General features: G+C 61.3%; 16 protein-coding genes. All 16 read right to left on the reverse strand.

Annotated features, from left to right (window positions below):
• Nucleotides 1-39: 39 nt before the first annotated feature.
• Nucleotides 40-2,460 carry an outer membrane protein assembly factor BamA gene (gene bamA / locus ACQ6S1_RS03060; RefSeq protein ID WP_445039677.1) on the reverse strand — a complete coding sequence of 807 codons (2,421 nt, stop codon included), beginning with the start codon at nt 2,458-2,460 and terminating at the stop codon, nt 40-42.
• Between the two features lie 161 nt (nt 2,461-2,621).
• Nucleotides 2,622-3,755 (reverse strand): RIP metalloprotease RseP, encoded by a 1,134-nt coding sequence (gene rseP, locus ACQ6S1_RS03065; protein WP_445039678.1) that lies wholly within the window; start codon nt 3,753-3,755, stop codon nt 2,622-2,624.
• Nucleotides 3,756-3,787: 32 nt separating this feature from the next.
• Nucleotides 3,788-5,008 carry a 1-deoxy-D-xylulose-5-phosphate reductoisomerase gene (dxr, locus tag ACQ6S1_RS03070; RefSeq protein ID WP_445039679.1) on the reverse strand — a complete coding sequence of 407 codons (1,221 nt, stop codon included), beginning with the start codon at nt 5,006-5,008 and terminating at the stop codon, nt 3,788-3,790.
• Complete coding sequence (locus ACQ6S1_RS03075) at nt 5,002-5,694, reverse strand: phosphatidate cytidylyltransferase (protein WP_445039680.1); 693 nt, start codon at nt 5,692-5,694, stop codon at nt 5,002-5,004. Before ACQ6S1_RS03075 ends, dxr begins: the two co-directional genes overlap by 7 nt.
• Nucleotides 5,691-6,437, reverse strand: a complete 747-nt coding sequence (locus ACQ6S1_RS03080; protein WP_445040251.1) for an isoprenyl transferase — start codon at nt 6,435-6,437, stop codon at nt 5,691-5,693. Before ACQ6S1_RS03080 ends, ACQ6S1_RS03075 begins: the two co-directional genes overlap by 4 nt.
• Before the next feature lie 40 nt (nt 6,438-6,477).
• On the reverse strand, nt 6,478-7,038 hold the full coding sequence (frr, locus tag ACQ6S1_RS03085) for a ribosome recycling factor (protein WP_445039681.1): 561 nt from the start codon (nt 7,036-7,038) through the stop codon (nt 6,478-6,480).
• 40 nt (nt 7,039-7,078) lie between these two features.
• Complete coding sequence (gene pyrH / locus ACQ6S1_RS03090; protein ID WP_445039682.1) at nt 7,079-7,795, reverse strand: UMP kinase; 717 nt, start codon at nt 7,793-7,795, stop codon at nt 7,079-7,081.
• Between the two features lie 29 nt (nt 7,796-7,824).
• Complete coding sequence (gene tsf, locus ACQ6S1_RS03095; RefSeq protein ID WP_445039683.1) at nt 7,825-8,748, reverse strand: translation elongation factor Ts; 924 nt, start codon at nt 8,746-8,748, stop codon at nt 7,825-7,827.
• A 72-nt stretch (nt 8,749-8,820) separates the two neighbouring features.
• The gene (locus ACQ6S1_RS03100; protein ID WP_445039684.1) at nt 8,821-9,855 is read right to left on the reverse strand and encodes a 30S ribosomal protein S2; all 1,035 of its coding nucleotides are present in this window, start codon (nt 9,853-9,855) and stop codon (nt 8,821-8,823) included.
• A gap of 159 nt (nt 9,856-10,014) precedes the next feature.
• Complete coding sequence (gene dnaE / locus ACQ6S1_RS03105) at nt 10,015-13,428, reverse strand: DNA polymerase III subunit alpha (RefSeq protein WP_445039685.1); 3,414 nt, start codon at nt 13,426-13,428, stop codon at nt 10,015-10,017.
• Between the two features lie 231 nt (nt 13,429-13,659).
• Nucleotides 13,660-14,346, reverse strand: coding sequence for an ABC transporter ATP-binding protein (locus ACQ6S1_RS03110; RefSeq protein ID WP_445039686.1), 687 nt, complete (start codon nt 14,344-14,346; stop codon nt 13,660-13,662).
• Entirely contained in the window at nt 14,343-15,641 is a 1,299-nt protein-coding gene (locus ACQ6S1_RS03115) for a lipoprotein-releasing ABC transporter permease subunit (RefSeq protein ID WP_445039687.1), read from the reverse strand. The genes ACQ6S1_RS03110 and ACQ6S1_RS03115 overlap by 4 nt, the downstream gene beginning before the upstream one ends.
• Nucleotides 15,638-16,960, reverse strand: a complete 1,323-nt coding sequence (gene proS, locus ACQ6S1_RS03120) for a proline--tRNA ligase (RefSeq protein WP_445039688.1) — start codon at nt 16,958-16,960, stop codon at nt 15,638-15,640. The genes ACQ6S1_RS03115 and proS overlap by 4 nt, the downstream gene beginning before the upstream one ends.
• 493 nt (nt 16,961-17,453) lie before the next feature.
• Nucleotides 17,454-17,717, reverse strand: coding sequence for a DUF1467 family protein (locus ACQ6S1_RS03125; protein ID WP_445039689.1), 264 nt, complete (start codon nt 17,715-17,717; stop codon nt 17,454-17,456).
• Nucleotides 17,718-17,756: 39 nt separating this feature from the next.
• Entirely contained in the window at nt 17,757-19,430 is a 1,674-nt protein-coding gene (locus tag ACQ6S1_RS03130; protein ID WP_445039690.1) for a ribonuclease J, read from the reverse strand.
• Nucleotides 19,427-20,248 carry a biotin--[acetyl-CoA-carboxylase] ligase gene (locus ACQ6S1_RS03135; protein ID WP_445039691.1) on the reverse strand — a complete coding sequence of 274 codons (822 nt, stop codon included), beginning with the start codon at nt 20,246-20,248 and terminating at the stop codon, nt 19,427-19,429. The genes ACQ6S1_RS03130 and ACQ6S1_RS03135 overlap by 4 nt, the downstream gene beginning before the upstream one ends.

Here is a 20,248-nt window from a genome sequence, read left to right on the forward strand (position 1 = left end):
AGCTATCCCGCGCGAACAAACGCGCGGGATAAAAGGTCCTCAGAAGCGGCCACCGCCGGAGAAGCGGAACGCCTGCTCTTCGTCGGCATCGTCCTTGGTCAGGACCCAGGCATAGTCGAAGCGCAGCGGACCGAGCGGCGACTGCCACAGCAGCGAGACGCCAACCGAAGAGCGGATGTCGCCATCGTCGCCGACGATGTCGAGTGCATCGACATTGCTGAACCCGCAGGTGCCTTCGCAGCCATCATAATTGAGCAACGTGCCGGCGTCGGCAAAGACCGCGCCCTTCAGGCCGAAGTCCTTCGGAATGCCGAACAGCGGGAACAGGACTTCCGCGCTGGCGCCAGCATAGACGGTGCCGCCGAGTGCATCCTCGGTTTCGCGATCACGTGCGCCGATACCGGAAGTCTTGAAGCCACGGACGAGATCCGGACCCTTGAAGAAGTGATCCAGAATGGGCAGATCGTCATCGCCGAAGCCCACGACGTGTCCAGCCTGACCACGCAGCATGCCGACCATCTCACCCGGAAGCTGGTGGTAATAGCGCGCATCCACAGTGGTGCGAACGAACTGGGAATCACCGCCAAGTCCAGCAACGTCCTGACGGAACTCGGCACGAATGCCGTTCGTCGGGTTCAGATTGCTATCGAGAGAGTTCCAGACGAGCGAGTAGCCCATCAGCGAGGTAAGCGTCTCACCCTCGGCCTGCTTCAGAGCCACCGAGACTTCGCGAGGATCAAGCTCATCGGTAATCCCGCCGATGCAGGTTCCGGCAGGAGCGCCCGAGCCGTCGCGATAGCAGCCATCCTTGAGACCATCGCGGATCTCGATTTCACGGCTGTAGAGCTGATAGTTCAGACCCGCCGTAAGGCTGTCGGTGATCGGCAGACCAAGGCGCAGGCCGCCACCGATCGTGTTCAGCTCATAAGCCGAATAGCTCGTTTCGTCGCGGTTCTTCATATAGAGGTCGAAGCCCGCGGAAATGCGGCGACCCAGGAAGTAAGGATCGGTAAAGCTCAGGTCGTAACCCTCGCTGTTCTCGCCCATCGAGGCGCCGACCTTCACGTAATAACCCCGACCGAGGAAGTTTTTCTCGGCAACGGAGACTTCGGCGATGAAGCCGTCGGCCGTCGAATAACCGCCGGACACCGAAAATTCGCCGGTGGGCTGATCTTCAACGTTGACGTTCACGACGACGCGGTCGGGCGAAGAACCCGGCTCCGACGTGACACGGACCGACTTGAAGAAGCCGAGGCGATTCAGGCGACGCTCAGCGCGGTTGACGAGGGCCTGGTTGTAAGCGTCGCCTTCCGCAAGATCGAACTCACGACGGACCACGTAGTCGCGCGTGCGGCTGTTACCGCGAATATTGATGCGCTCGACGTAGACCCGCGAGCCCTCTTCCACCGAATAGGTAACACCCACGGTGTGGTTCTCGTAATCACGCGAGCCGCGAGGACGGACCTGAGCAAAGGCATAACCGTTGGTGGCGAGCTCGACCGACATCGCTTCGACGGTCTTCTCGATCTCGTCAGCGCTGTAGATATCGCCAGCCTTGCCCTTGATCTTCGACCGCAGGACGGAGGGATCCACGTCGGAGACGTTCGATTCCACATCAACCGAGCTGTAGCGATAGACCGGCCCCTCTTCGACCGCGACCTGGATGCGGTAGGAATTGGCAGCCTCGTCGTAAACGACATCCGAGGACGCAACGCGGAAATCCGCATAGCCGTGACGGAGATAGAACCGGCGAACCAGCTCAAGATCGGCATTGAGGCGGTCCGGATCATAGACGTCCGACGTCTTCAACCAGCTCATGAAGTTGGTCTGGGTCGTCGTCATCTCGTCGCGAAGGCGACCATCGGAAAACGCGTTGTTACCGGTAAATTCGATCTCGGCGATCTTGCTCTTGCGATCCTCGTTGATGACGAAGACCAGATCGACGCGCCCGTTCGGACGGGAGATCACCTGCGGCTCCACCGTGGCCGAGGTGCGGCCGGAGCGGCGATAAAGCTCCAGAATACGCTGCACGTCGCCCTGGATGAGCGAGCGATTGAACGGGCCGCGCGACTTCGACTGAACCTCGGACTCGAGAACGGCGTCCTTGATCTTCCGGTTACCTTCGAAGGCAACCCGGTTGATCATGGAGTTTTCGACAACGGTAACGACGAGACCACCACCGGCACGCGACACTGACACGTCCTGGAAGAGGCCGGTCGCATAGAGGTTCTTGATCGCATCGTCGATCTTGGCGTTGTCCAGACGCTCACCCGGCTGCGTGGCGAAATAGGCACGCACGGCATCCGATTCGATGCGGCTGTTGCCGCGCACGCTAATATTCGAGGATTGCGCAAGCGCAGGATCGGCTGACGCCAGGATCACTCCACCCACCATTGTGGACAGACCCGCGGCCACGACGAGAGCCGGGACGCTTGTGAAGACACGATACACACACTTCATCGGGTTCAGACCCTCTTTCAAGACGCCCGGGTCCCCTCCCGGTACGGCCAAACAGCCGTCACGCCTGCTCGGTTCTTAGCTTGTTTCTCGCTTACCGCAACCATTTATGCTGGAAGCTGAAGCCTTTTCGGCGAGCCGTGGCAGCTAGGCCACGGCCTTCCTCAAGTCGCGATATGCAGGAGGTCGTTCCAGGTCGCAAACAGCATCAGACTGAGGACCATGGCGATACCAATCCTAAACCCGAGTTCCTGAGCGCGCTCACTGAGCGGCCGCCCCCTCACAGCTTCGACGGCGTAATACATCAGATGACCGCCATCGAGCATGGGAATCGGGAACAGGTTCAGAAGTCCGATCGAGACAGAGATCACTGCGGTGAGATCCAGCAGCACCGCAATGCCGAGCTGCGCCGCCTGACCTGAGACCTGGGCGATGCGGATCGGACCGCTCAGCTGATCGGCCGATTCGCGGCCCACCAGAATTCCACCGATGTAGGAGATGGTGCGATCGACCACGAACCACGTCTCGCCGACCGCGCCGGAAAAGGCCTGAGGCAGGGTGTAATCGCGATGCGAGATCGCCGCGCCCGTTGCGCGACTCACGCCCAGCACGCCGACCTTGACGCTCTGACCAAATCCGTCCTGGACGTCCTGCCGCTTGGGCACGGCTGTCAGATCGACCTCCTGATCGTTCCGCAGCACGCGAAATACCAGCGGCCTTTCCGGGCTTACACGAACGATCCGCTGCATATCCGTGAAGCCGGCGATGACCTTGCCGTCGATGCTGACAATGACGTCGTTTGGCTGGAAGCCAGCAGCCTCTGCGGCGCTGCCGGCGATCACCTGATCCACGCGCGCCTCAGTGGTCGGGCGGCCATAGATCCAGAATGACGCCGTGAAGATCACAATTGCCAGGATGAAATTGGCGATGGGCCCCGCCGCGACAACCGCCGCACGACGACCGACGCTTTGACCATAGAAGCTGACCCGTCGCTCTCGAGAATCCATCGCGGCCAGCCGATCGCGATCGGGGGTGCTGGCTGCATTCTCATCGCCGTAGAACTTCACATATCCGCCGAGCGGAATGGCGGCCAGCCGCCAGCGGGTTCCATGCCGATCGACCCGCGATGCTATCTCCGGACCGAATCCCATTGAAAAGGTGAGCACGCGAATGCCGCACCAGCGTGCGACAGCGAAATGGCCAAGCTCGTGGAAGAAGATCACCACCGCGAGAATGATGAGATACGGCACGACATACGTGACCGCGGAGGCACCGAATTCGAAAGCGGTGTTGAGCATGTCTCTACTTCCGTAGCCGCAGACTGGGGACCCTAGAGATGATCGACCCTGGCCTTCTGCAGGCATTCATTTGCGATGTGGCGTGCTTCACGATCGATTGCGAGAGCATCTTCGGTCGTTTCAGGTTCATTGACGAGCCCCTGCCGCCCGGCCGCTCGCTCCAAAACGTCAGCGACGAGCGCCGAAATGCCTGGAAAGCTCAGTCGCCCTTCCAAGAAGGCCGCGACGGCAACTTCATTGGCCGCGTTCAGGATCGTGGGCGCTGCCCCACCCGAACGAAGCGACTGCAACGCCAGGCCGAGAGCCGGAAACCGCTCGTGATCGGCAGGCTCGAACGTCAGGGATCCAATCCTTGCGAGATCGAGAGGCGTGACATTGGTTGACAATCGTACGGGCCAGCCAAGGCAATGAGCGATCGGCACGCGCATGTCGGGAGGCGCAAGACCGGCCACAACAGAACCATCGCTCCAGCTTACCAAGCCATGCACGACCGATTGCGGATGAACCAGGACATCGAGGCGATCCGGGCCTGTGCCGAACAGATGGTAAGCCTCGATCAGTTCCAGCCCCTTGTTCATCAGGCTGGCGGAATCAATCGTTATCTTCCGTCCCATCGACCATGTGGGATGCCGCAGGGCGTCTTCCGGCCGTGCACGGGCGATCTGATCCGCGGACCAGGTTCGGAATGGTCCGCCCGAAGCCGTCAGAATGATCTTGTCGACCTCTTCCTTGCGGCCCGAGCTGAGGGCCTGCGCGATCGCGTTATGCTCGGAATCGACAGGAAGAACCTCGGCTCCCGCCTCAGCGGCCGCACGCATGAAGGCAGCGCCCGCAGATACCAGACATTCCTTGTTGGCGAGAGCGATCATGCCGCCCCGGCGGACCGCCTCCATTGTGGGCTTCAGCCCCGCAATGCCGACAATGGCGCCCATGGTCCAGTCCACCGGGCGCGCCGCAGCGTCAGCCATGGCGTCCGCGCCCGCGGCGACTGCGATGCCGGAACCGGACAACGCGTCCTGCAGATCACGATAAGAATTCCCGTCCGCGACAACGGCGATCTTTGCTTTCACAGCCCGTGCGACATCGGCAAGCGCAAGCGCGCCGCTTCCCGCGACGACGGCCTCGACCTCATAGGCCTCGGGATCCGCCATCAGCAGATCGACCGTCGAACGGCCGATCGATCCGGTCGCGCCGAGGAGCGTGATCGTGCGAGGCGCGGAGGCCGGTTTCTTTTCAGCTTCGGCCGTCACCATACCAGCAATCCCTGTCCCGCGGCGTCCCAGCCGCCCCGCATTAGCCCGAGCGCGAGCGCAAAAAGCCCAGCTGCGATGAACCCGTCAAGGCGATCCATGAAACCGCCATGGCCGGGAATGAGCGAACCTGCGTCCTTCACGCCAAAACTGCGCTTCAGGGCCGATTCCAGAAGATCGCCGGCCTGGCTGACGATGGCCGCCACAACGCTGAGCACGATGACGGGCCCTAAAGACGGAGCATCTGCCCAGGCGGCGACACCGGCGCCCCCCAAACCCGCAAAGAAGGTGCCGCCGACAAAGCCCGCCCACGTCTTTCCAGGCGAAACGCGCGGCCAGAGCTTCGGGCCACCGATCAAACGGCCGCACACATAAGCCATGACATCGCTGATCCAAACCACTGCAAACAGCCACAGGAGCGCCGCAAGGCCCCAGTGAGAATCCGAGCGCAAGACCAGCGGGCTGATAATGGCGATTGCCGCATAAACGATTCCGAGAAGCCGCCATGTGATGGCGTCGCCCGTCATACGCCACCACTCGACCAAAACACCGCCCGCCGCGACCAGCCAGAAGCCGAAAAGCAGGAAGCCGCCCGCCCACGCAGACAGCAGCGCTGCCACGGCAAGAACCAGCCCCGAGACGAGGCGGACAGCCAGTTCGGTCGATTTGGCAGAAGACTGCGACGTCACGATCCCGCCTTGAGCAGGCCACCGAACCGGCGTTCCCGGCCACGAAATTCTGCCAAAGCAGCCTCCAGAGCCGCGCGGTTGAAATCCGGCCAGTGAAGCGGCAGGAACACAAACTCGGCATAAGCCGCCTGCCAGAGCAGAAAGTTCGACAGGCGCTGTTCACCGCTGGTCCGAATAACAAGATCCGGATCCGGGAGGTCGGACGCGTAAAGATGATGGCCGATGAGATCGACGTTGATCTCGTCAGGCCTCAGACGACCATCAGCAACCTCTCCGGCGAGATGACGCATGGTGGCGGCGAGTTCCTGCCGGCTGCCGTAATTGAAGGCGACAACAAGGGTGAGGGCCGTGTTGTCCCGCGTCAGCGTCTCGCATTCCTGGATGAGCGCCTGAAGGTCCAGATCAAGATTGGCGCGCTCTCCGATAACCCGCACACGCACGCCAGCGCGGTGGAGGTCCGCCAGGTCATCCCGCACGAAATGACGCAGCAGATTCATCAGATCGAAGATCTCGTTACGCGGACGAGACCAGTTCTCGACCGAGAAACTGTAGAGCGTGAGGACCTTGATGCCGAGTTCGCCGGCAGCCCGAACACTGGCCCGCACGGCTTGCACCCCACGGCGGTGCCCTTCGACGCGCGGCAAGCCACGCGCCGCAGCCCAGCGTCCGTTGCCATCCATAATGATGGCAACATGCGTCGGCACCCCCTCTCCACCCGAAGTGGGGGCAACGACATTCGGCAGACGCTCGAGGGCGCTCATCCGCTCGGACCGGACCTTCCTGTCAGACCTGCATGATTTCTTTTTCCTTGGCCGCCATCAATTGGTCGATCTCGGAAATGCTCTCATCGGTGATTTTCTGGACGGCGTCACTCTGACGACGAACGTCGTCTTCCGTGATTTCGCTGTCCTTCTCCAGCTTTTTCAGGAGATCAAGACCGTCGCGGCGGACATTGCGCACCGCGACCTTTGCCTGCTCGGCATATTTGTGACCGACCTTCACGAGTTCCTTGCGGCGCTCCGCGTTCAGTTCCGGAATCGGAATGCGCAAAAGCTGCCCCTCGACGATCGGATTTAGGCCGAGATTGGATTCGCGGATGGCGCGCTCGACGGCGCCGGTCATGGAGCGATCCCACACCTGCACGTTGAGCATCCGAGACTCAGGCACCGTGATCGAGGCCACCTGGTTCAAGGGCGTGTGCGAGCCATACGCATCGACATTGATCGGATCGAGGAGACTCGTAGACGCACGACCGGTGCGCAAGCCGTTCAGTTCCGTGCTGAGGACCGAGACCGCGCCCTGCATACGGCGTTTCAGTTCGGCAGTGTCGAAATCGGATGCCATCGTTCTTCCCAACATAGTTCGGCCCGCAGGGCAGTCGGGATTACGCTCCGACGACGGTTCCGCGCCCCCTGCCCATCACGGTAGCCTTGATCGATCCTGGCTCGTGAATCGAAAAGACGATTACCGGAATACGGTTCTCACGAGCAAGGGCGAAGGCCGCAGCATCCATGACCTTAAGGTCACGGGCAATCGCCTCATCAAAGCTGACCCGGTCGTACCGCACCGCGGAAGGATCCTTTTTGGGATCCGCCGTGTAAATGCCGTCGACATTGGTGGCCTTCAGCAAGGCGTCGCACCCCATTTCGGCCGCACGCAAGGCCGCAGCCGTATCGGTCGTGAAATAAGGATTTCCGGTGCCGGCGGCGAAGATCATCACATGGCCGCGTTCGAAATGACGCAGGGCCTTGGGTCTGGAAAACGTCTCGCACACGGCCGGCATATCGAGTGCCGACATCACACGCGCCGTGGCGCCATGCCGCTCAATGGAGGCACCGAGCGCCAGCGCATTCATCACCGTGGCCAGCATGCCCATGTAATCGCCGGTGGCGCGGTCGATGCCGCTCGCGGCGACCTGAACGCCACGAAAGATATTTCCGCCACCGACGACGAGCGCCACTTCGACACCTTCATGCCGAAGCTCGGCGACTTCAGCCGCGATCCGGTCGACCGTCGAAGGATCGAGGCCGAATCCGGCTGCGCCCATGAGAGCTTCGCCGGAGACCTTCACGAGGACACGCTTAAAGAGCGGGTTCGTCATGCACGTTCTCCGGCTTGGTTAATATGAGCTCAGCGGGTTCCCGCAGCCGCGGCAACCTCAGCGGCGAAATCGCTCTCGGTCTTTTCAATACCTTCGCCGAGGGCATAACGAATGAAGCCGACGACGTTGATCGGGGCTCCGACCTGGCCTTCGGCTTCCTTCAGCGCCTGGGCAACGGTCTTGCTGCCATCCTGGACGTGGATCTGATCGAGCAGGATGACTTCCTTGTAATAGGACTTCAGGCCGGACTCGATGATCTTCTCCTGCACATTGGCAGGCTTGCCCTGATGCTTCTCCAGCAGGATGGCCTTTTCGCGTTCGACGATGCCGGCATCAACGCCGCTCGCATCGACGGCGACGGGGTTCATCGCTGCAATGTGCATGGCGACACCACGACCGATTTCGGAGAGCTTCTCCACGTCGCCCTTGGATTCGAGCGCGACAAGAACACCAATCCGGCCAAGACCATCCGCAACAGCGCCGTGTACATAGGTGGCGATCACACCCTCTTGCACCTGAAGCTTCGAGACACGACGCAGGTTCATGTTCTCGCCGATAGTGGCGACGAGATCGGTAAGCGTGTCCTTCAGGTTCTTGGCACCGCCTGGGAAAGTGGTGCTCTCCAACGATTCAAGCGTGCCGTCGGTGTTGAGCGCGGTCTTTGCAGCTTCGCGCACATAAGCCTGGAAGTCGGGATTGCGGGCCACGAAGTCCGTCTCGGAATTAACTTCAAGCGCAGCAGCCGTCTTGCCGGACGATTCAACTGCGACGAGACCTTCAGCGGCCACGCGACCGGCCTTCTTGGCGGCCTTCGACAGACCCTTCTTGCGCAGCCAATCGACCGCAGCCTCGAGATTGCCGTCGGTTTCCGTCAGAGCGGACTTGCAATCCATCATGCCGGCGCCGGTCTGGTCGCGCAGCTCCTTGACGAGTGCCGCTGTGATGTTCGCCATGTCTTTTCCCCGGAAACTATCTTGGCGTGAATTGAAACGGCGCGAAGAGATCTTCGCGCCGCAGAAGCAGGATCAGGCTGCGAGCAGCTCGCGGGCCTGGGAAACCCAACCCTCAGGATTAAGGCGACCGCCGAGCTTGAGCTCACCGTCGACCGCGGCAGCCTCTTCGGCCGTCATGGCGGCGATCTGCCAATAATGGAAGATGCCGTATTCATTCAGCTTCTTCTCGACCTGCGGGCCGACACCCGTGAGGCGGCTCAGATCGTCAGGCGCACCGCGGGGCGCGGCCAGCGTCTCGTACACCGCAACCGGTGCTTCCGCAGCTTCGCCGAGGTTCACGACGTCGGGCGAGGTATCGACTGGCAGCTCTTCCAGCAACGGCTCCTCGGAGGCGCCCATATCGAAGCCCGAAGAGCCCTGAGCACGGCCGATGCCGTCGATCGCGGCGCGTGCCACCAGATCGCAAAGAAGCGCGATCGCACGGCCCGCATCGTCGTTGCCGGGAACCGGGAAAGCGATGCCGTCCGGGTCGCAATTGGAATCGACCACGGCTGCCACGGGAATGTTGAGGCGGCGCGCTTCCTGGATCGCGATCGCTTCCTTGTTGGTGTCGATCACGAAGATCAGATCGGGAAGACCGCCCATATCGCGAATGCCGCCGAGGGCGCGATCGAGCTTCTCCTTCTCGCGCGACAGCGTGAGGCGCTCCTTCTTGGTGAAGCCCTGAGCTTCGCCAGAGAGCATTTCCTCAAGCTTGCGAAGACGCGCGATCGAATGAGAGATCGTCTTCCAGTTGGTGAGCATGCCGCCCAGCCAACGCGAATTCACATAATACTGAGCCGAACGCTGCGCCGCATCGGCAACGGCTTCCGCAGCCTGACGCTTGGTGCCGACGAGCAGCACGCGGCCACCGCGAGCAACGGTGTCCGACACCTGCTGCAGGGCCTGCGACAGCATCGGCACGGTCTGAGCCAAGTCGAGGATGTGGATGTTGTTGCGGGTACCGAAGATGTACGGAGCCATCTTCGGATTCCAGCGATGGGCCTGGTGGCCGAAATGAACGCCCGCTTCCAAGAGCGCGCGAAGATTTACTTCAGGAAGAGCCATAATCTTGTTCTCCGGTTGGAACCGCCGCAGACGTGACCATGTCTCCTTCCTGGAAACAGGGCACCGGAACGCACGAGTGCGAATGTCCGCGTGTGGGATGCGCGGGCTTATAAGGGAATCGCCCCAAGGAGGCAAGCGAAAGCCGCCTGTTCGGCCGCCTCAGGCGGCAACGACATCCAGCACGCCCGGCACCGCCTTGATGGCTGCGGCGACCGGAGGCGGGACGCGATAACGGCCGGGCAATTTGATCTCGATTTCCGCCCCATCGGTCAGCAGCACCATGGATATCTCGCTCTCGCCGCCCCTCTGCAAGCGGCTTGCAATGAGGTCGATCGGTTCCGGATCCCGCACGAACACCTGAAGCGACTGCCCGAACTTCGAGGCTGCTTCCTCGAGAGGAACGACGGAGAGGATGCGCGCCCTCACCTCGTCTCCATCAAGCGACGCCTGAAGGCTGACCACGACCGATGTGTTTGGCTCCAGCAGCTCGCGATATTCGCTCAGTCCCTCGGAGAACAGGATGGCTTCATAATGTCCCGTGGGATCGGACAATTTGACGATGCCCATGCGGTTGCCGCTCTTGGTCCGCTTTTCCTGCCTGGAAAGAACCGTTGCAGCGAGACGGCCTGCGGTCGCGCCTTGGCGCACCGAGGCGGTGAACTCCGACCAGCGCGCGACCTTCATCTTGCCGAGTATCTTTGAATAGGCATCCAGCGGATGGCCCGTCAGGAAGAAGCCCACAGCCTCATATTCACGTGTCAGCCGCTCGCCGGGGAGCCATTGCTCCACACGAGGCGCGCGAATACGTTCGGGCTCGACCCCGCCAAACAGGCTGTCCTGCCCGAGCTCCGCATCACTTTGGGTACGGCCTGCAATGGCCATGACCTGATCAAGGGACGCGAACACGCGGGCGCGATCACCATCGAGAGCGTCAAACGCCCCGGCCTGGATCAGACTTTCCAAGGTGCGCTTGTTCACCGAGCGCGGATCTATGCGGCGCGCGAAATCCGACAGATCGGCAAAGGGCCGATCACCACGTGCGGCCACGATGGCGGCGGCAGCCTGCGTGCCCACTCCCTTCACGGCAGCCAGGGCATAACGGATCGCCCCTTCGTGCACGCTGAACTCGACTTCCGACTCGTTCACGGAAGGCGGGTTCACATTGATCCCCATACGTCCCGCTTCGCTGCGGAACTCGGCGAGCTTGTCCGTCGATCCCATGTCGAGCGTCATGGACGCCGCAAGGAACTCGACGGGGTAATTCGCCTTGAGATAGGCCGTTTGATAAGAGACCAGCGCGTACGCTGCTGCATGGCTCTTGTTGAAACCGTAATCGGCAAACTTCGCCAGGAGATCGAAGATGGCGTTCGCGTCGTCCTTTCCCACGCCGCGTTCGGTCGCGCCTGACACGAAGATCTCGCGCTGTGCGTCCATCTCGGAGCGGATCTTCTTGCCCATAGCACGGCGCAGCATATCGGCCTGACCGAGCGTATATCCGGCCAAGGTCTGCGCGATCTGCATCACCTGTTCCTGATAGATGATGACGCCGAACGTCTCCGCGAGGCTGCTTTCAATTTTGGGATGGGGATATTCCGGTTTTTCGCGGCCATGCTTGCGCGCGCAATAGGTGGGAATGTTGGCCATCGGACCCGGACGGTACAGGGCCACAAGCGCCACGATATCCTCGAACCGGTCAGGCCGCATTTCGAGAAGCGCACGCCGCATGCCCGCGCTTTCCACCTGGAACACGCCGACGGTCTCACCCCTGGCCATCAATTCGTAGGCGAGCTTGTCGTCGATCGGCAATGTCGAGACATCGAGCTCGATGTCCCGCGCGGCCAGGTGCTCAACGGTCTTACGGATCGTGGTCAACGTCTTCAGTCCGAGGAAGTCGAACTTCACCAGGCCGGCCTGCTCCACCCATTTCATGTTGAACTGGGTTACGGGCATGTCCGAACGCGGGTCTCGGTAGAGCGGCGCCAGTTCCATCAACGGCCGATCACCGATCACGATACCCGCTGCATGGGTCGAGGCGTGCCGGTTCAGACCTTCGAGCTTCAGCGCAATATCGAGCATGCGCCCAACGACAGGCTCCTCCTCCCTCGCCGCCTCGAAGCGCGGCTCGTCCTTGATGGCTTGCGCGAGCGTGACGGGATTGGCTGGATTCTGCGGCACCAGCTTGCAGAGCTTGTCGACCTGGCCGTAGCTCATCTCAAGGACACGGCCTACGTCTCGCATCACACCGCGCGCCTGAAGCGTACCGAACGTAATGATCTGCGCCACCCGATCGCGGCCATATTTGTCCTGAACGTAGCGGATGACCTCCTCGCGCCGCTCCTGACAGAAATCGATATCGAAATCCGGCATCGAGACGCGTTCAGGATTGAGAAAGCGCTCGAAGAGCAGCCCGAAGCGGATCGGATCAAGATCGGTGATAGTCAGCACCCAGGCGACCAGCGAACCCGCGCCCGAGCCGCGCCCTGGGCCGACCGGAATGTTCTGGGCCTTCGCCCATTTGATGAAGTCCGAGACGATGAGGAAATAGCCCGGAAATTTCATGCGCTCGATCACGTCGAGTTCGAACGCCAGACGTTTCTCATAATCCTCGACAGCCAGACCCGGCGCGCAGCCGTGCACCTCGAGACGGTGCCGCAGACCTTCTTCCGCCTGCCGCCGCAGCTCGGCCGCCTCGTCACCGTCCCGTGTGAAGCGGGGAAGGATGGGCTTGATGGAGCGTGGGCGATAGGCGCATCGCCGAGCGATCTCGATGGTGTTCGCTGTCGCCTCCGGAAGATCGGCGAACAAGGCGAGCATCTCGGCCCGGGTCTTGAAGCGGTGCTCGGCCGTCAGCTGCCGTCGATCGGGATCGGCCACAAAACGACTGGCGGCGATGGCCAAAAGCGCGTCATGCGCCTCATAATCGGCAGCGGTTGCGAAATAGCATTCGTTGGTGGCGACCAAAGGCACACCGATATCATAGGCCAGGGAAATCAGGCGAGGCTCAAGCGCGCGCTCGCCTTCCAATCCATGGCGCTGCAGTTCGAGGTAGAGGCGATCGCCAAAAGCCTCGCCCAGCCGATTGAGGCGGTTGCGGGCCAGATCCTCGCGGCCCTCCGCGAACGCACAATCAACCGGACCCCTCGCCCCCCCGGTCAGAACGATCAGCCCCTGCGCGTGCTCGACGAGGCGACCGAAAGAAACGTGAGGCGCCTCACTCGGATCGGTCTCAAGGAATCCCTGGCTCGTCAGAGCAAGAAGATTGCGATAGCCCGCCTCCGACTGCGCAAGCACCACGATGCGCGGCCGTTCACACGCAGGTCCCCTCGCCCCCGGCGCAGCTTCCCGATCACCGAACTCCACCGCGATGGAACAGCCCGTGATGGGCTGAATGCCACTTCCGGCCAGCTTCTCGGAGAATTCAAGAGCTCCAAACAGGTTCGACGTGTCTGTCAGAGCAAGCGCCGGCATCTTGTCGGCTTTCGCCAAATCCGCGAGCCGTCCGACCTTGATTGCGCCTTCGAGCAACGAATAAGCGGAGTGAACGTGCAGATGAACGAAACCCGGATCGGCCACGACGGATCACCCCTTCGATGTCGCTAGAAAATGGGCAACGCGTCTGCCCAGACAAGGATCATCGCAACAAACACAGCGACCGAGGAGAACTCGGCCAATCCGGAGAGAACGCTCTTCAAATGGGTGAACGCCATAGCTGCCTCCCGTTTTCCACTGTGTTCCTGTTTTGTTCTTTCTTGGGCCAAGAGTCAAGCTGGCCGTTTTGGGCGGTTTTTTGCGATCAGCGGAATTTCAGAGTTCGACGACGAGGCCGTCCCGCAACGTGATGCGGCGATCCATCCGCGCCGCCAGATCGAGATTGTGAGTGGCGACCAGAGCCGCGAGCCCCGTGGCCTTGATCAGTCGGAACAGGCTGTCGAACACGGCATCCGCGGTAACAACGTCCAGATTACCTGTCGGCTCGTCCGCGAGAAGAACCCGTGGCGCGTTTGCAACCGCCCTGGCAATCGCCACGCGCTGCTGCTCGCCGCCGGACAATTCATTGGGCCTGTGCTGCACACGGCCCGCGAGACCCAGCCAGCCCAGCAATTCTTCGGCCCGCACGCGCGATTCACGATGGTCGAGCCCGTTGACCAATTGCGGCAACATGACATTTTCGAGCGCCGAGAATTCGGGAAGCAGATGGTGAAACTGGTACACGAACCCGATTTCCACCCGCCGGATGCGGGTGCGCTCGGTGTCCGACAAGGTCGATGTCGGCCGTCCACCCAGAATGACTTCGCCGCTGTCGGGCTTTTCCAGAAGTCCCGCGATGTGCAGCAGGGTCGACTTACCGGTTCCGGACGGCGCGACCAGAGCCACGGCCTCGCCCGGATAGAGGGAAAAATCCAGACCACGCAGGATATCGAGCGTCGCCCCGCCCTGCTGGTACTGCCGATGGATCGCCTCCAGGCGAATGATCTCTCCGAACTCGTTCATTCGTATCGCAATGCCTCGACCGGATCGAGCCGCGACGCGCGCCATGCGGGATAGAGCGTCGCAAGGAGAGACAATCCCAGCGCCATGGCCACAACCGACACCGTTTCCCCGACGTCGACCACGGCCGGCAGCCTGCTCAGGAAATAGAGTTCAGGTGTGAACAGCTCCGTCGCCGTCAGCCAGGAAATCGCCTGCCGGATCTCCTCCACATAGGCGCAGACGACCAGGCCGAGGATGACGCCGACGATGGTGCCCACGAAGCCGATGGCCGCACCCGTGATGACGAAGATGCGCATGATCGTGCCGCGCGTCGCGCCCATCGTACGCAGAATGGCGATGTTGTGGCCCTTCTCCTTCACGAGCATCGTGAGGCTGGAGATGATGTTGAGATCGGCCACGAGGACGATCAGCATCAGGATCAGGAACATCACGTTGCGCTCCACCTCCAGCGCCGAGAAGAAGGTGACGTTGCGCTGTCGCCAATCAGTCAGCTGGACCTGACGCCGTGCCGCCTCCTGAATGAGGCCTCGCATCACATCCGTGGTGTCGGGATCGTTGAGGAAAACCTCGATGGCCGAAACGTCGGCGTTGCGGTTGAAATAGGCCTGAGCCTCGACGAGCGGCAGAAACACGAAGACGGCGTCGTATTCCGACATGCCGACTTCATAGATCGCGCGAACCGGATATCCCTTGATCCGCGGCGTGGTGCCCATCGGAGTCACAGCCCCGCGCGGCGAAACCAGAGTAAGGATATCGCCAACCTGGAGCCCTAATTGCTCGGCCAGCTTGCGCCCGATCACAACGCCCAGATTGCCGTCGAAGCCTTCGAGCGTTCCGTCCTTGATGCTGTTGCCGATAAGACCAGTATTCTTGAGGTCTCGCTCCAGGACGCCGCGGACCAACACACCGCCGGCATTGGAGGCGGACGATGCCAGCGCCTGCCCCTCGACAAGAGGCATCGCCATGCGAACGCCGGGCACCGCCGCGATCCGTTGCGCCACAGCTTCATAATCGGTCAGCTCGGAGCCGACCGGCTGCACAACCACATGACCGTTCACGCCGAGAATTTTCGTCAGCAATTCCTGGCGGAAGCCGTTCATCACCGCCATCACGATGATGAGAACCGCCACGCCCAGCATCACGCCGATGAAGGAGAAGGCCGCCGAGACGGAAATGAAGCCTTCACGGCGACGGGCCCGCAAATAGCGGAACGCGATGAGCCATTCAAACGCCGCGAAAGGCCGCACCGTGCGGCCGCCCGTACCGGCGTTTTCATCGGCCTCGGTCGCGCTCACCCGAGGAGCCGCGCCAGAGCGGATTCAAGGGAGAGGTTCTCACGCTCGCCGGTCGCCCGGCGTTTCAGCTCGACATTCCCAGAGGCCAATCCCTTGGGCCCGACGATCAATTGCCAGGGGAGCCCGATAAGATCGAGCGTTGCGAACTTGGATCCCGGCCGCTCATCCCTGTCGTCGTAGAGCACGCTCTTCCCCGCGGATCGCAGCTTATCATAGAGATCGGAGCACACAGCGTCCGTTGCCTCGTCGCCGACCTTCAGATTGGCAAGGCCAATATCGAAGGGCGCAACACTGTCCGGCCAGATGATGCCATTGGAATCGTGATTCGCCTCGATGATCGCCGCAATGAGGCGTGAGGGCCCAATACCATAAGATCCCATGTGGACCGGCTGCTCCTGCCCGTCCGGACCGGAGACCTGCGCGCGCATGGCCGCCGAATATTTGGTGCCGAAATAGAAGATGTGGCCGACTTCGATGCCTCGCGCTGAAAGACGCGCACTTTCCGGCAACGCGGCAAATGCGCCTTCGTCGTGCATCTCGGACGTGGCGGCGTAGAGCCCCGTCCAACGGTCGACGAGATTCTGGAGGCCGTCCGCATCCCCGAAATCGACATTCTCGTCCGGGATGGGCAGGTTCAGATAATCCTCGTGGCAGAACACTTCGCTCTCGCCGGTCGGAGCGAGGATGATGAATTCATGGCTCAGATTTCCGCCGATCGGGCCTGTGTCCGCCACCATAGGGATCGCGCGAAGCCCCATCCGGGCGAAGGTCCGGAGATAGGCGACGAACATCCGATTGTAGGATGTGCGCGCGCTATCTGCATCGAGATCGAAGGAATAGGCGTCCTTCATCAGAAACTCGCGTGAGCGCATGACGCCGAATCGGGGCCGCACCTCGTCCCGGAACTTCCATTGGATATGGTAGAGGTTCAGCGGAAGATCGCGATAGGAGCGAACATAGGCACGGAATATTTCCGTGATCATCTCCTCGTTCGTCGGCCCGAACAGCATATCGCGCTCATGACGATCCTGCAGGCGAAGCATTTCCTTGCCGTAATCGTCGTAACGCCCCGATTCCCGCCAGAGATCGGCCGATTGGATGGTCGGCATCAGCAATTCGATTGCCCCCGCCCGGTCCTGCTCCTCGCGCACGATGGCGCACACCCGGTCGAGAATCCGCTTCCCCAAAGGAAGCCAGGCATAGATGCCGGCCGATTCCTGCCGGATCATGCCGGCGCGCAACATCAGGCGGTGAGAGACGATCTCGGCTTCTTTTGGCGTCTCGCGAAGGATGGGCAGGAAATAATTCGAGAGACGCATTGCAACCTCAGATGCGCGCAACGTGCCGCGCCAATCGGCGCAGACGAAAGCCCAGGAACCCACAAAAAACAAGGCCATAGGAGCGCATGTCCACCTCCAAGAGGCTCAAACGACACTGCTCGGGGAAAAAGCACATGCCCGGAACGCACTTTGTTTAGGCATCAGGCGGAGATGTGAAGGCAATGTGTCAAAAATTTTGCCATTTCACGTCTACTACTTAGTGACAACATCAAAATCGTTGGATAGCATCGATCTATCAAAAAAAGAGGCCTGACGCGCAGAAGCGCGAGGGGTCCGGGTCTTGGGAGGAGAGAAGGGCTTTTTGGCTGCTGCCCCGCACCCGGCAGCCATTACATTGGTCGACCCGCAACGCGACCTTGAAGCCCAATGCTGAACTATAAAAAGCAAGGCTTCGGCCTTGCTTTTTTTATTGTTCGCAGGGGAGTACGGCAATCCGGAATATCCCTCGCACCTCTCAACCTGAACCGATTGTCTAATAGCGCGGCAGGAACGGTATATCGTCGAGCGTGATCCAATGCCGCGTGAAGTTCAGGTAAAAAAGGATGAACACCAGAGTGGCGAAAATCGTGTTGTAGATCGCGATCCGCCACAGACGGGGCGTCGCCGGGGCTCCGGGCTCGGTGCCCGGAACCACCTCACCCGTCTCGTGCTGAGAGCGGACACCCCAAGGCAGAACGGCGAATAGCCCGATCCACCAGATCACGAAATAGATCGCAACCATGCTGGTGATGGTCATGGCACACCTCTCCCCGGCACGTTCCGCCTGTTCGCGAGCTTATAATCCGATCACCAGAACATGGCAGAAGGGTTTTTTGCCCCATGCCGCATTCATCTCAGCACGCACGGCACGCCGCACGGCATCGGCCACGGAATCGTGGTCGCGCCGACGGGCTTTGGGTAGCGATTCCACCACATCGAGCACGGCGTCATAGACGACATCGGCCATGCGCTCGCCCTCGGGGTCCTTGTCGGGAAGACCCGAGAGCTCAACCTCAGGATCCCCTGAAAGTTCACCTCGGCTGTCGAGTGCCAGGGCGACCGACACGATGCCCCCGAAAGCGAGCCGTCGACGTTCCCGGACCGGTTCCTCGCTCGCAATCAGAAGATTGCCGTCCTTGAAAGAGCGGCCTGAGCGAACCTTCCCGACGATTTCCGCGCCTTCGGGCGCAAGTCGCAGAATTTCGCCATTACGGACGCGCCCGATGTGAGGAACGCCGATCCGTCTGGCCAGCTTTTCGTGTTCGTGCAGATGCAAGGCTTCGCCATGTACCGGCACGACGATCTGCGGGCGCAGCCACGAATAAAGCAGTTCCATCTCACCACGGCGCGGATGGCCCGACACATGGACAAGCCGGTCATGATCCGTCACGACCTCGATGTTGCGATCGATCAAGCCATTGATGATGCGGTTCACTTCCCGCTCATTGCCGGGGATGGTGCGCGACGAGAAGATTACGCGGTCACCCTTCGAGAGCGAGATCTCCGGATGATCGCCGGAAGCGATGCGCGCCAGCGCGGCTCGGGATTCGCCCTGACTGCCAGTAAGCAGCAGAAGTGCCTTGTCGGGCGGAAGATACCCGAAGACGTCAGGCGAGCGGAATTCACCCACGCCATCGAGCCATCCGGTTTCGCGAGCGACCGTGACGGTGCGTTCCATCGCACGGCCGACAACCACCACTTCACGCCCGGCTGCAAAAGCCGCCTCGGCCACGGTGCGCAGTCGGGGAATGTGAGAGGCAAACGTGGTTACGGCGACCCGCGCGGGTGCGGTGCGGATCAAGTCCGCGATGTTTTCGCCGACCTCAAGCTCCGAGGGAGAGAACCCGTCCCGTACGGCGTTCGTCGAATCCCCGATCACGGCGAGGACACCTTCATCGCCGAGCGCGCGAAAACGCCCCTCCTCCGTCACGCCCGCAGATGTGGACCGGGAGTCGATCTTCCAGTCTCCGGTGTGAACGACCAGACCGGCCGGCGTACGAATGGCCAGCGAATTGGCTTCCGGAATCGAATGCGCAACCGGCACGAACTCGACATTGAACGGCCCGAAGGCCACCTTGCCGCCTGGCTTGACGACCTGCACCGCCACCTGCGGCGCGGATCGCTCGCCCGCTGCCTTGGCGTTGAGGAGATTGGCCGTGAATGGCGTTGCCACGACCGGAATCTTTAGCCGCGGCAGAAGGTCGAGAACGGCGCCGTAATGGTCCTCGTGCGCATGGGTAAGGAGCAATGCCAGCAGATTATCCCGAAGACCTTCCGCGAACGAGATGTCCGGCAGGATCAGATCGACGCCAGGTGTCTCCGACGGGTGGCCGAATGTCACGCCGCAATCGACCATGATCCATTTTTTGTTGCGGCCGGGCCCATAACCGTAAAGACCCATATTCATGCCGATCTCGCCGACACCTCCAAGGGGGACAAAGACCAGTTCGTTGTCGTCGTTTGCACTCATCGCATCGTCGCCGCGGTGCCGAAATGCACCTCGCCCGCCGCGATCACGCGGCGTGCACCGGCCTCGGTCAGCACAATCAGGCGTCCTTCCTCATCAAGCGTTTCGAATGTACCGCGAATTATGTCGTCGCCTAGCCGGATGGCGACAGGCGCGCCGAGACCCGCCGCCTGCTCGAGCCACAACCGACGTATATCATCAAGACCCCTGCCCTCGTCCCAAAGCTCATGGAAACTCACCCAGGCTTCGGCAAGAGCCAAAAAGACGTCTTCTGCAGCGCAGGACGATCCGAGCGCGGCAAGCGATGTGGCTGGGTAGGGCAAATCCGCAGGCGCTGCCACAACGTTGACACCAATTCCGATGACGACCACCCGTCGTTCGTCCGAGATGGGTTCGATCTCGATCAGAATACCGGCAAGCTTTGCACCATCGAACAGGACGTCATTCGGCCATTTCAGCATCAGTCGCGTGCGATCATGGCCGTCGATGCCATCAAGCGCGGTCTTCGCGACAATCTCCGGCGCAATGTCCGCAATCGCTTTGTTCAATGCCAGAGCAGCAACAAAGCCGAGGCTCGCGAGAACAGGTTGTGACAGATCCGTGCTTATCAGGAGGCTGGCCGCGAGGTTTCCGGGCGGCGCATGCCAGGCGCGCTTTCGACGGCCGTACCCTGCGATCTGCTGTGCGCTCACCAGCCAGATCGGACCGGTTTCCCCAGCCCGCGCTAGCGCAAGCGCTTCGGCATTCGTCGAGCCGATACTGTCATACGCCCTGAGCTGATATCCGGCCTTCTCCGAACAAGGACCAAGAGCGAAGACCAT

This window comes from Terrihabitans aquatilis (assembly GCF_052542005.1).